General features: G+C 69.2%; 9 protein-coding genes. 6 read left to right on the top strand and 3 right to left on the bottom strand.

Translation table 11 applies throughout. The features are described 5' to 3' along the window. Positions 1-24: 24 nt before the first annotated feature. The gene (locus H6717_28620; protein ID MCB9581026.1) at positions 25-1,188 is read left to right on the top strand and encodes an AAA family ATPase; all 1,164 of its coding nucleotides are present in this window, start codon (positions 25-27) and stop codon (positions 1,186-1,188) included. After that, positions 1,188-1,628 (top strand): dUTP diphosphatase, encoded by a 441-nt coding sequence (dut, locus tag H6717_28615; protein MCB9581025.1) that lies wholly within the window; start codon positions 1,188-1,190, stop codon positions 1,626-1,628. The genes H6717_28620 and dut overlap by 1 nt, the downstream gene beginning before the upstream one ends. A 1,214-nt stretch (positions 1,629-2,842) precedes the next feature. Here the strand turns inward: dut and H6717_28610 are convergent. The 3 genes from H6717_28610 to H6717_28600 all read right to left on the bottom strand — a co-directional run bounded on the left by H6717_28610 (position 2,843) and on the right by H6717_28600 (position 5,952). Continuing rightward, positions 2,843-3,634, bottom strand: coding sequence for an alpha/beta fold hydrolase (locus tag H6717_28610; GenBank protein MCB9581024.1), 792 nt, complete (start codon positions 3,632-3,634; stop codon positions 2,843-2,845). Beyond that, positions 3,624-4,994, bottom strand: coding sequence for a sigma-54-dependent Fis family transcriptional regulator (locus tag H6717_28605; protein ID MCB9581023.1), 1,371 nt, complete (start codon positions 4,992-4,994; stop codon positions 3,624-3,626). Before H6717_28605 ends, H6717_28610 begins: the two co-directional genes overlap by 11 nt. A 97-nt stretch (positions 4,995-5,091) precedes the next feature. Then, positions 5,092-5,952, bottom strand: coding sequence for a tetratricopeptide repeat protein (locus H6717_28600; protein MCB9581022.1), 861 nt, complete (start codon positions 5,950-5,952; stop codon positions 5,092-5,094). Positions 5,953-6,093: 141 nt separating this feature from the next. On the opposite strand from H6717_28600, the gene H6717_28595 reads away from it, so the two are divergent. The 4 genes from H6717_28595 to H6717_28580 are packed head-to-tail and all read left to right on the top strand — an operon-like array spanning position 6,094 to position 12,918. Beyond that, positions 6,094-7,203 carry a serine/threonine protein kinase gene (locus H6717_28595; GenBank protein MCB9581021.1) on the top strand — a complete coding sequence of 370 codons (1,110 nt, stop codon included), beginning with the start codon at positions 6,094-6,096 and terminating at the stop codon, positions 7,201-7,203. Positions 7,204-7,256: 53 nt separating this feature from the next. After that, entirely contained in the window at positions 7,257-7,730 is a 474-nt protein-coding gene (greA, locus tag H6717_28590) for a transcription elongation factor GreA (GenBank protein MCB9581020.1), read from the top strand. Between the two features lie 41 nt (positions 7,731-7,771). Then, on the top strand, positions 7,772-9,835 hold the full coding sequence (locus H6717_28585) for a DEAD/DEAH box helicase (GenBank protein ID MCB9581019.1): 2,064 nt from the start codon (positions 7,772-7,774) through the stop codon (positions 9,833-9,835). Next, on the top strand, positions 9,832-12,918 hold the full coding sequence (locus H6717_28580; protein MCB9581018.1) for a sulfatase-like hydrolase/transferase: 3,087 nt from the start codon (positions 9,832-9,834) through the stop codon (positions 12,916-12,918). The genes H6717_28585 and H6717_28580 overlap by 4 nt, the downstream gene beginning before the upstream one ends. The last annotated feature ends 44 nt before the right edge of the window (positions 12,919-12,962 follow it).

Here is a 12,962-nt window from a genome sequence, read left to right as displayed (position 1 = left end):
CGGAGCCTTCGAGCGAGCACGAACATGAGCACGGACCTCTCGGCACGCCTGCGCCAGGTCGCAGAAACCCTGGATTCGCAGTTCTTGGGCAAGAGCGAGGTGATTCGCCTCTTGCTGATCGCCGTGGTGGCGCGGGAGCACGCCGTGCTCATCGGCCCGCCGGGCACCGCCAAGAGCGCGCTGCTCCGTAACCTCGCGCACCTGCTCGACGCGCGTTACTTCGAGTATTTGCTCACGCGCTTCACGGAGCCGAACGAGATCTTCGGTCCGGTGGACATCCAGGCCTTTCGCGACGGCCACTACCAGCGGCGCACCGCCAACATGCTTCCAGAAGCGGAGATCGTGTTCTTGGACGAGGTGTTCAAGAGCAACAGCGCCATCTTGAACGCGCTGCTCACGCTCCTGAACGAGCGTATCTATTCCTCCGGCGGGCAGGTGATCGAGACGCCGCTCATCAGCGCCTTTGGTGCCAGCAACGAGGTGCCCAGCGACGAGTCCCTGAGCGCGCTCTTCGATCGCTTCCTGCTTCGCATCCGCAGCGACAACCTCGACGCCTATCACTTCAACGAGCTCTTGCAGCTGGGCGTGAACCACGAGGTCAAGAAGCTCCGCCGCGCCAAGGTGCAGCCGCTGGTGAGCGCCAAGGACATCCACGCCATGACGGAGGATCTGGCCAAGCGCTTGAGCTTCTCCGAAGGCTTTTTGAGCAGCTACAAGGGGCTCATTTTCCAGATCCGCGCCGAGGGCATCAGCATCAGCGACCGGCGCGTGGTGAAGATGCTCAAGCTGTTCGCCGCCAGCGCCTACTTGGACGGCCGCTCCCAGGCCGACAACTCGGACTTGTTCGTGCTCAAGCACATCTGGAACGCCGAGGACCAGGCGCCGATCCTCGAGCAAATCGTGCAGCCGGTGCTGGAGGCGTTCTATCGCGAGCATCCGGATCGCCGCCGGGTGGGTGCGCTGGGCGTGGGCGTGGAAGCGCTCGGCGCCGAGATCGACCGCATCCGCCAGGTGCTCACGGGCGCCGCGCCGCCGAGCGATCTCCAGCTCTTCAGTCAGCTCAAGGCGCTGGGCGAGATCAAGACGGCGCTGGCGCAGATCCCGGATCAGCAAGCGCGCCAGCTCGAGCAACGCGTGCGGCAACTGCTCGACGCCACGCTCAAGAGCGGGCGCTTCGCGGAGCTCTGATGCCGGAGCTTCGCGTGAAGCGGGTCGGCGCCGTCGAGGTGCCGTTGCCGCGCTATCAGACCCCGGGCTCCGCGGGTTTGGATCTGTGCGCGGCTCTCGAGAGCGCCGTGCTGCTCGCCCCCGGCGAACGCCGACTGATCCCGACGGGCCTGGCTCTGGCCATTCCCCCGGGGTTCGAGGGACAGGTGCGCCCCCGCAGCGGCTGGGCTCTCAAGGGCGGCATCTCCATCGTCAACAGCCCCGGCACGATCGACAGCGACTACCGCGGGGAGGTGGGCATCGTGCTCATCAACCACGGCGCCGAGCCCTTTGCCGTGGAGCCTCTCGCGCGCATCGCGCAGCTCGTGATCGCACCCGTCACTCGCGTCCAGATCACCGTTGCACAAGAGCTCGACGACACCGAGCGCGGCGCCGGCGGCTACGGCTCCACCGGCGGCTGACGGGTATTGTCGGGGCGCCGCGGAACCTCGCGACGCGCGCCACGGCGCTGCGCTCGTCCCGTGGCGGATGCGCGCAGCGTCCGCAAGGGCGCGCCTCGGCGCGCCTCGGCATGTTGGACAACACGAAGCGGCCCGCGAGGTTCCGCGCCGAACCAACATCCAGACGCGGAGGCGAGTGCACCACAAGCCGCGCCCGGCGAGCGAGCCGGCTCACTCGCCGCCAAGAGCCCAAGACGCCATCGCGTCACCTGCTACCGGTGAGCGTCAAACGCCATCGCGTCACCGGCTACCGGCGTCAAACGCCATCGCGTCACCTGCTACCGGCGTCAAACGCCATCGCGTCACCGGCTACCGGCGTCAAACGCCATCGCGTCACCTGCTACCGGCGTCAAACGCCATCGCGTCACCTGCTACCGGCGTCAAACGCCATCGCGTCGCCGGCTACCGGCGTCAAACGCCATCGCGTCACCGGCTACCGGCGTCAAACGCCATCGCGTCACCTGCTACCGGCGTCAAACGCCATCGCGTCACCGGCTACCGGCGTCAAACGCCATCGCGTCACCTGCTACCGGCGTCAAACGCCATCGCGTCACCTACTACCGGTGAGCGTCAAACGCCATCGCGTCACCGGCTACCGGTGAGCGTCAAACGCCATCGCGTCACTCGCTGCTGGGGATGGGGCCCCAGCAGCTGGAACCACTTCATCCGACTTTGGCACGATCAGATCACGTATCGGAATTGAGAGGCGAGGGAGAACCCGGCGAGGCCGGGCGCCTGCTTCTCTTCTGGATGGAGAGGTCGCGAGGCGCTGCAGGTCGGAGCGGTGTAGAAAAAACCCGAGGTGATTCGCCAAAGGCGAATCTCCGAGGAGAACCCGGCGAGGCCGGGCGCCTGCTTCTCTTCTGGATGGAGAGGTCGCGAGGCGCTGCAGGTCGGAGCGGTGTAGAAAAATCCCCGAGGTGATTCGCCAAAGGCGAATCTCCGAGGAGAACCCGGCGAGGCCGGGCGCCTGCTTCTCTTCTGGATGGAGAGGTCGCGAGGCGCTGCAGGTCGGAGCGGTGTAGAAAAATCCCCGAGGTGATTCGCCAAAGGCGAATCTCCGAGGAGAACCCGGCGAGGCCGGGCGCCGGCTTGTCTACCGGATGGAAGAGTCGCAGGGCGTTGCGGCCAGCAGTGGTGTAGAAGAATCCCGGAGGTGATTCGCCGAAGGCGAATCACCGAAGGCGCAGAAAGAACTCGACGAGCTCTTCGCGGACCAGGGCGCGCTCGAGGTCCCGAGTGATGATGTGACGCGATCGCCACAGGACGCGCACCTTGGGGTCCGTGGTGCCCAGGCGCGCAGCGACGCGGCCGGCGTTGGCGGAGGGGCACACGCGATCGCGCGCGCCGTGGAGGATGAGGGTGGGGAAGTGCAGCTCGCCGAGCCGCTCACGCAGGCGCTTGCCCGCGCTCCAAACGTCCACGGCGGCGTGGACCGGTTGCGCGGAGAGCGTGAGGTGAGTGCGGCGAGCCTCGGGATCGGCGATGTCGGCGGTGACCTTGGGCAAGGAGAAGTCCGGGATGCCGAAGCGATCCACGGCGGCCAAGGCCCAGGACGGGAACGGCGACATCAACCAGAACGCGTTGGCGAGGAGACCGAGGGCGACCACGCGCTCGGGGCGGGACAGGGCGAGATGAGTCGCGAGCAGGCTGCCCAGAGACAGGCCCACGACGATGGCGCGGTCGTGCTCCTGGGTGACGCTCTTTAGCGCTTGCTCGGCGCTTTCGGCCCAATCCTCCCAGCGCGAGGCCGCCAGCGCGGCGACGGTGGTGCCATGCCCCGCGAGCAACGGTGCGTGGGCGGCGAGGCCGGCGGCCTGAGCAGCTTCCACCACCAGCGCCACTTCTTGCGGCGTGCCGCCGAAGCCGTGGATGGCGAGCACCGCGGGGCCGTTGCCGTCCACGCGGAGGGGCGCGGGATCCCCGTCGCCTCGGAGGTCCCCCCGCTCTCGCGTATCAGCCCTCACCGCGCTTGATGCCATAGGCGCGGATCTTCTTGTGCAGGTTGGTGCGCTCCACCCCCAGCGCCACCGCCGTCTTGGAGATGTTCCAGTCGAACGCTTGCAGGGTGGCCACGATGTAGGCGCGCTCCGCGGACTCGCGGTACTCGCGCAGCGTGAGGCGCTCTCCGGAGTCGCTGACCGCGGGGGAGGGCACGGCGATGGCGTGGGTGCCGGAGGTCTCGGCGTCGCTGTCGTCCTCGTCGAAGGGGCTGGCGTGGGGATCCTCCGGCAGGTCCGCGATGGTGATGACGTCGCTCGACAGGATCGCCGCGCGCTCCACCACGTTCTTGAGCTCGCGCACGTTGCCGGGCCACTTGCGGCGAGCGAGAGCCTCCATCACCGACGGGTCGATGCGCTTGATGCGCAGGCCGTTCTCCTTGCAGAACGCCTTCACGAAAGACTCCGCCAGGATGGATATGTCGCCGGAGCGATCTCGAAGCGCGGGAACGCGGATGGGGAACACGTCCAGGCGGAAGAAGAGATCTTCGCGGAAGTTTCCGTCGGAGACTTCCTTGGCCAGATCCTTGTTGGTGGCGGCCAGCACCCGCACGTCGACCTGGATCACGTGCTCGGAGCCGACCCGGACGACCTCGCCGTTTTGCAGCGCGCGCAGCACCTTGGCTTGCGCCGCCAGATCCATGTCGCCGATCTCGTCGAGGAACAGCGTTCCGCCGTGGGCCTGCTCGAAGAAGCCCCGCTTGCGGGCCTGGGCGCCGGTGAAGGAGCCCTTCTCGTGGCCGAACAGCTCGCTCTCGATCAGCTCCCGCGGGATCGCGGCGCAGTTGACCTTGATGAAGGGCTCGTCCTTGCGTGGGCTCAGCCGGTGGATCGCGCGGCTCACCAGCTCCTTGCCGGTGCCGCTCTCCCCGGTGATCAGCACGCTGGCCTTGGTGGGAGCGACCTTGTCGATCTCCTGGTAGAGCTTCTGCATCGCAGTGCTCGTCCCGATCATCTCGTATCGGGTCTCGAGCTCCTCGCGCATCTGCTCGACGGTGCGACTGAGCCGGGCGGTGCGGATGCAGTTCTGGACGCTGACCAGCACGCGCTCGCGGTTGAGCGGCTTCTCGAAGAAGTCGCTGGCGCCGAGCTTGATGGCGGCCACGGCGTCGTGCACCGTGGCGTGACCGCTGATCACGATCACGGGGACGTCTTTGGTGGCGTCGTCCGCGCGCAGCGTGGAGAGGGCATCCAGCCCGCTCATGCCCGGCAGCTTGAGGTCGAAGATGGCCAGGTCCACGGGCAGCGCCGGGTTCTTCAGGGTGGCCAGGGCGTCTTCCGCCGAGCCCGCCTCCAGCACTCGGTAGCCCTCGCCGGAGAGCACCATCTCCAGGGTCCGCCGGATGTTCTTTTCGTCGTCCACCACCAGCACGGTCGGCGAGACCGTGCTCAAGATCTGCGGTTCACTCGCCACGGACCCTCCCTCACTCCAGCGACTCGGGGGCTGCCTTGGCTCCCAGCGGTGCCGTCGCCTCCGGGGGCGCCGGCCGAATGGACTCCGGGTTGCCGCCGAGAAGCTTCAAGAAGTTCTTCGCCGGCAGCACGAAGGGGCTGTCGGGATACAAGGCCAGCATCTGCTCCAGCACGGCCCGGGCCTTCCGCCGATGCTTCATCTTCATGTAGGTCTCGCCCAGAAGCACCATGGCTTCGGCTTCGAGCCCCGAGCCCTCGTAGTGGCGGAGAGCGTACTGGCAGCGGGCCACCGCCGCTTCGAAGTTGTCCTCGTTCAGGTAGAAGCGCGCGACGTAGAGCTCGTGCCGCGCCAGGAGTCCGGCCACGCTCTCGAGCATGAACTCGAGCTCCCGGCTGTGCTTGTACGTCGGGTAGTCCTGCAGGAACGCCTGAATGGTGGTGTAGGCGTCGTGCACGCTGGCGAGATCGCGCTCTTCCAGCGGCGGCAGCAAGATCGACTGGCTCGACTGCTCGAACAAGCTCTTGGCGACGCGATAGCGCGCGTAGGGCACTTCGGGATCGTTCGGGTAGTCGTGGACGAAGGCCTTGTAGGCGCCCATCGCCTCCGGAAACTTTTCCTGGTGATACATGGCATCGGCGATGCGGAGATCCGCCAAGCGGGCGTAGCGGCTGTAGCCGTACTTGCGCTTGACCTCTTTCATCAGCTCGATGGTCAGCTCCCAGTCGTGATCGAAGAAGGCGTCCAAGGCCTCGTCGTAGGCGCGCTTGGCGTTCTCCGTGTAGTGCAGGGGGTTGTCCGCCGGCTTCTTGGGGCCACAGGCGGCCGCGCCGAGGGCGGAAAACACGAGCAAGGAGGCGAGAGCGCGACGCATGTTGGGCTCGGCTCGGCGTGGTAGCGGCTCGGCCGAGCGCTGGCAAGCTCCCGACGGCGGGGGGCCTGCTTTTTCCGCCATTTTTGCCAGGGGAGGAACGGCTTGCAGCCTCGAACCAGGCAGGAGACGTTAGGGGAGCGGATGATCTGTCCTCGCTGTCACCGTGGTCGGGCTTCCCCCGGGGCGCGCCATTGCCCCTTCGATGGCGAGGCGCTCCAAGACGTCTCCGAGCTTTCGCTGCTCGACTTCGAGCCTGCCGAGCCGGCGGTGTACAGCAAGCGCTACATGGTGCGCGGGTACATCGGCAAGGGCGCGATGGCGCGGGTGTACCTGGCCGAGGACATGCTCACGAAGCAGCCGGTGGCGGTGAAGGTCCTCGACAACTCCCAAGCCCGGCAAGCCGCCGATCGCCTGCTGAAGGAGATCCGCCTCACGGAGCGTCTGCTGCACCCGGCGGTGATCCGCATCTTGGACGCGGGGCAACGCACGGACCGCACGCCCTACGTGGTGATGGAGTACCTGTTCGGAGAGTCCCTGGGGGATCGCCTGCGACGCGAGCCGCGGCTGCCGCCCCGGCAGTGCCTGAGCATCGCCTGGCACGTCGCCTCCGCTCTGGAAGCCGCGCATGCCCAGGGCATCGTTCACCGCGACGTGAAGCCCGACAACATCTTCCTGGTCGGGGAGCGCGGGGATCCCTACGCCGTGAAGCTCTTGGATTTCGGGCTCGCCCGCGCCGTCGGGGAAACGGGGCTCACCGCTCAGGGCGTGGCCGTCGGGACCATGAACTACATGGCTCCGGAGCAGACGGTGAGCGACAAGACCGGCCCGCGCACGGACATCTATGGTCTCGGCGTGGTGCTCTACCGCATGGCCGTCGGCGAGCTGCCCTTCGAGGGCGAGCACGCCGAGCTCCTCGCGCAGCACCTGTTGACGCCCCCCACGCCGCCGTCGGAGCGGGTGGCGGAGCTGGACGCGCGCTTCGACGCCGTGGTGCTGACCGCCATGCGCAAGCTGCCGCGCAATCGCTATCCCACCATGGACGACTTCGAGGATGCCCTGGCGGCGTTGCTCGGCGAACGCTCCGGCGAGCTGCCCTTGACCGCGGAGCTCTGGGAACCGGACGTGTACGTGCCCTACTCGCCGTATGCGCGGCACATCGCGGGCATCCTCTATGCCAAGCTTCGCAGGGAAGTGCCGGCCTGGGCCTCGCTCACGGCGCCGGACCCGCACGCGGCGGTGCGGAGCGGTTGATCGGCGATCTGGGGCCTTGATCGGGCTCGGGGCTGAGGTAGCTTGGGCCTCCCATGACCGAGAAAGTTCCGATGACGCCCCAAGGCGCGCAGAAGCTCAAGGACGAGCTCGCGCGGCTGAAGGAGGAGCGCCCCAAGATCTCGCGGGAGATTGGTGTCGCCCGGGAGCACGGCGATCTCAGCGAGAACGCCGAGTACCACGCTGCCAAGGAACGGCAGGGCATGGTGGAAGCTCGCATCAAGGACATCGAGGACAAGCTGGCCCGTTCGGAAGTGATCGACCCCAGCAAGCTGGATGGAACCAAGATCCGCTTCGGTGCCCGGGTGACGCTCGCCAACATCGAGACGGAAGAAGAGGTCACCTACCAGATCGTGGGGGCCGACGAAGCCGACATCGACTCGGGTAGCATCAGTGTCTCTGCGCCCTTGGCGCGGGCCCTGATCGGCAAGGAGCCGGGGGACGAGGTCAAGGTGAAGCTTCCGGGCGGCCTGCGTCAGTACGAAGTGGTCGACGTGGAGTTTTCCTGACCGAGCTCGCGCGGCCTCTTCGCGGTCGCGCCCCGAGTCGCGTGTCCCAGCCGCTCACCATCGCTGCGCCCCTGGCGCACCTTTCGGGGGTGGGGCCGGCGCTGGCAAACACCTTCGACAAGGCCGGCCTCGCCACCGTGGCGGATCTTCTGTGGCTCTTGCCGCGGAGCTACGACGACCGCGAGCAAGCCGTGACGGTCGCCGAAGCGGTGGAGCGGGCGCCGCGTCGTCCCCATTTGGTGGTGAAGGGCACGGTGAAGCGCGCGAGCTTCGTTCCCGGACGCCGCCGACGACGCATGCTGCGGGTGGAGATCGCGGGGGAGGACGACGCGCGGCTCACGGCCTTTTGGTTCTTTGCCGCCCACGGCATCTTGGCGCGGGCGAAGCCGGGGGCCGCGTGCGTGCTCGCCGGCCGCGTGGCCCCGCCGAAGCGCGGCCCTGGCGCCATGATGGCGCATCCGGATCTGTGGCTGGACGACGCGCCCAAGATCGTGCCGCGCTATCCGCGGGTGAGCGGCGTGAGCGGCGAGCGGCTGCGACACTTCTTGGAGCAAGCCCTCGAAGCCAACGGCAGCGCGGATCCTGTGCCCGCCGCCATCGCCCTGCGAGAAGGTTTCGCGCCGCTGGATCTCGAGCGCATTCATCGTCCCGCGGCGCCCGTCGCCGTGAGCGAGCTCCGCGCCGCCCGCGAGCACCTGGCGTGGGCGGAGGCGTTCGCGCGGACCTGGCTTCGCGCCCAGCGCCGACAAGAGCTCCGCGCCACCGCGCCCGGCCTGCCGCCGGCGCCAAAGGCGGTGCGAGCGCTGGAATCCGCGCTGGGCTTCACGTTCACGGCGTCGCAAGACCAGGCCATCGCCGAGATCGCTCAGGACCTGGCAGGTCCGGAGCCCATGCGTCGTTTGCTTTTGGGTGATGTCGGCGCGGGCAAGACCGGGGTCGCCCTCGCTGCCGCGGCGCAGGCCCACGCCGCCCGCGCGCAGACGTTGATCTTCGCGCCCACCACCGCCCTGGCGGACCAGTACGGGATCGCGGCGGACGCGCTGACGCGGGCCGTCGGCGCGCGCACGGCGGTGCTCACCGGGGCGACGCCCGCGGCGGAGCGCCGCGCCGTGCTGTCGGCCCTTCGAGAGCATGACATCGACGTGCTGATCGGCACCCACGCCTTGCTGGGCGAGGGGCTCGAGCCGGCGCGGCTCGGGCTCGTGGTGGTGGACGAGCAACAGCGCCTGGGCGTGGCGCAGCGGCTCGCCGTGGCGCGCGGGCGAGATCCGCACCTGCTCACCTTGAGCGCGACGCCCATCCCGCGGACCCTCGCGCTCGCACTCCGCGGCGAGCTCGAGACGAGCGAGCTCCGGGAGCTGCCGCCGGGCCGTCGCCCCGTCGTCACGCGTCGGGTCGTCCGCAGCGCGTGGTTCCGCGACGTACCAACAATCATTCGAGAAACCATCGAACGGGACGAAAACACCTTCGTGGTGTGTCCCCGCATCGATGCCGACGACGAAGACGACGACGGCCCCAGCGCCACCGAGCGCGACAAAGAGCTGCGGAAGGCGTTCGGCGACCAGGTGGTGCTGGCCCACGCGCGGCTTCCCGTCGCGGAGCGTCGCGCTGCGCTGGCGCGCTTTCGCTCCGGTCAGGCGCGCGTGCTGGTGGGCACCAGCGTGGTTGAGGTGGGCATCGACGTGCCCCAGGCCACGCTGATGGTGATCGACGGCGCCGAGCACTTCGGCTTGGGGCAGCTGCACCAGCTGCGGGGTCGCGTGGGTCGCTCGCAGCGACCGAGCACTTGTCTGCTGGTGCACGACGAGCCGTTGACGGAGCTCGCCGAGCAACGCCTCGAGACGCTGGAACGCACCGAGCGCGGGGCCGACGTTGCGCGGGCGGATCTCGCGCAACGGGGCGCCGGAGATCTGTCGGGCACGCGGCAGAGCGGGGAGTCAGGGCTCGAGTTCTTGGACGCCTTCGCGGACGCGCCATGGCTCGAGCGGATCGCGGAGGACGTACGCGCGCTCACCCGGGACGACCCCGAGCTGTCGCAGCACCCGGCGCTCAAGGCCTTCGTGGCACGAGCTCCCGAGCTCGCCGCGCGGGAGGAAGCGGGATGACGCTGCGGGCGATGGCGGCGGCGTTCTTGGCGCTGATGGTGGAGCTCCTGGTGGTGGGCGTGCTGCATCGCTCCGAGGTCGCCAGCGTCTGGGAGCTGCAGTTCGGCCTCTTGTGGCTGTTGCCGTTGATGCTGCTCGGCGCGGTGTTCGCCGGGGCGCTGGGCGCGCTGCTTTCGTCTGCGCTGCGACAGTCGGCGGACGTGCGGGTGCGCGCCGTGCTTGCCGTCGCGGCGGCCCTCGCGGCAGGCGCAGCGGCCTGGGGTGTGGGCGGTGGCCGCCACCTCGCCACGCTGTCCACGCGCGGCGGCTTCGCGGCGCTCGTCGCCCTCGTGGCGGCCGCTGGCACCTACGCCCTGGCGCCCGCGCTCCAGCGGCTCCACCGGGGCCGCCCCGAGGCCGTCGCCCTCGGCTTCGTCGGGGTCGCCATCGCTCTCGAGATCGCCAACCAGCTCTTGCTCGTTCGGCTGTATCCCGCGTTCCACCTGACGCTCGCGGCCCTCGCGGCGCTGTCGGCGGCCTGCGCGGGGGCGCTCTCGCCCGGAGCCCCGAGGGACCGGGCGCGCTGGATGGCGCTGGCCGGCGTCGTCGGACTGGTGGCCCTGGTGGCGGCGCGGCCCGCGGCGCTGCGCCTCGCACGCTTCGATAACTTCCGTCTGTGGATGCTCGAGCACGCGCCGCTGGGCGCGGAGCTGGTGCGCACGGCAGCGCTGCTTGCACCACCGCCGCCGATCTCCGCCGAGAGCTGCGTGGACGCGAGCTGCGGCGAGATGCTCGCGGCCCGTTCCAACCGCTCGCCCCTCGACTGGCGCGGCCGGGACCTGCTGCTCATCAGCATCGACGCCCTGCGCGCGGACCACGTGGGCGCCTACGGCTACTCGCGACCGACGACGCCGAACATCGATCGGCTGGCCAAGAGCGGCGTGGTGTTCGAGCACGCCTACTGCGCCACGCCCCACACCTCGTACTCGGTCACCTCCATGATGACCGGCAAGTACATGCGGCCGCTGCTGTTGCAGGGAGCGGGGGAGGACTCGGACACCTGGGCGTCGCTGCTGCGCACCTACGGCTATCGCACCGGGGGCTTCTACCCGCCGGCGGTGTTTTTCATCGATCCGCGGCGTTTCACCCACTTCCGGGACACCCATCTGGGCTTCGAATACGTGAAGACGGAGTTCTTGGAGGGGGACGCCCGGGCCCAGCAGGTGGAGGGCTACCTCCTCGGCCTGCGGCCGGACCAACACGTGTTTGCCTGGGTGCATCTGTTCGCGCCCCACGAGCCCTACGAAGCCCACCCGGGGCACGATTTCGGGGATCGCGACGTGGATCGCTACGACTCCGAGATCGCCTTCGCGGACCACACCGTGGGGAAGCTGGTGGCAGCGTTTCGCAAGCGAAGCCCCAAGGGCGTGGTGATCGTCACGGCGGATCACGGGGAAGAGTTCGGCGAGCACGGTGGCCGCTACCACGGCAGCAGCGTGTACGAAGAGCAGGTGCGGGTGCCGCTGGTGATCGACGCGCCGGAAGTGCTCCCGCCGCGGCGCATCTCCGAGACGGTGCAGTCCGTGGATCTGTTGCCCACGGTGCTGGGCGCCTTGGACATCCCGCGACCGGCGCGCATGCGCGGGCGAGACCTCGGCGCGCTGCTGGCAAAGAAGCGCGAGCCCGAAGCGGGGTTGGCGCTGGCGGAGACCGAGGAGCAGGCGCTGCTCGCGGAGGGGCCCTGGCGCCTCGTGTGTCAGCGCAAGGTGGGCGCCTGTCGGCTGTACGACGTCAGCACGGACCCGAAGGAACAGCGCGACGTGGCGCCGGAGAACGGTGAGCGATTCAGCCAGATGCGGGAACGGCTGCGGCAGATGTCCGCCAGCCATGGCCGCTACGAGGTTCGGGGCCTGCGAGCGGAAGGCCGCGGCTGGCCGGCGGCGATCCTCCGCGGAGTGACGGGGGACGGGGACGCCGCGCCGGACATCGCACCGCTGCTCGACGACGCCGACGTCGCCATCCGCCGCAAGGCGGCGGAGCTGTTGTTCCAGCTGGCCCGGCCCGAGACGGCGCCGGCGCTCAGGCTGGCGCTGAGCCGCGACGAGGACGAGACCGTGAAGCGCTGGGCCGCGCTGGCCCTCACACGCATGGACCAGGGGGCGCCCCTGGCGTTCGAGCTGGTGAAGTCCGACGACCTGCGCTGGCGGCGCCTCGCCGCTCTGGCGCTGGCGGAGAGCGGTGACAAGCGCGGCGAGGGCATCCTGATCGCCTGGTGGAAGGACGACAAGGCCCGGGACTACGACCGCTCGCGGGAGCTCCTGGACGCGTTCGCGACCATCCGCTCCAAGGACGCCGTGTGGCCGCTGGTACAGAGCCTCGGTGACGTGCGCCTGCGGCCTTACATCGCGGCCTGTCTGTCCAAGATCGGCGACGACGTCGCCCGGGTGCCGCTGGCCAAGGCCCTGGGCAAGGAGCGCTACCAAGGCGCTCGAGTGGCCATCGCCGATGCCCTGGTGCACCTCGGCGCCGAGGCGGAGATGGCCAAGCCCCTGGTGCGCTTCCTCGGCGTTCCGGACCCGCTGCCCAACGGCCTGGAGGTGGCGATGAAGGCCAAGATCCTCCCCAACGTGGGCGGCCCCGACGAGCACGACCGCAAGCGCCTCGAGAGCCACGCGGGGCTCGGGGTAGGGGTCACGGTGGTGGTGCCGAAGGGGGGCAACGGGTCCGGGATCAGGGTGTTGGTATTGGCGCGGGCACGGGGCGAGACGGGCACCGCATACGTCGCACCGCCTCTCAACAACATCAGATACAACCGTAAAGGTGAGCCGATAAAGGTCCGAGATCTCCCGCGATTGGACCGCGAGCGCACGCTTCGGATCCCGGTCCCCATCTCCGACACCTGGCGCGAGGTCTACGCGCTGGCGCCAAAGTCCCTGGGCGCCAAGCCCGGGGGTGGGGTGCGGCTGGTGGTGTTTGCAGACCGCCACGTGGAGATCGCTGCCATTGCCCTGGTGCCCTTGGCGGACGAGCTGCCGCCCCCGGCACCGAAGCCGTGGCACCCGGACGGCGGCGCTCCGGACGGCGGGTCGGACGAGGAGCCCTGAGGGGGGTTCTTGCGACGAGCCTGGGGGTGCTATAGAGGCGCCCG

It is taken from the genome of Polyangiaceae bacterium (assembly GCA_020633235.1).
Lineage (GTDB): Bacteria > Myxococcota_A > Polyangia > Polyangiales > Polyangiaceae > JACKEA01.
This window is presented reverse-complemented; position numbering and strand designations above follow the sequence as displayed.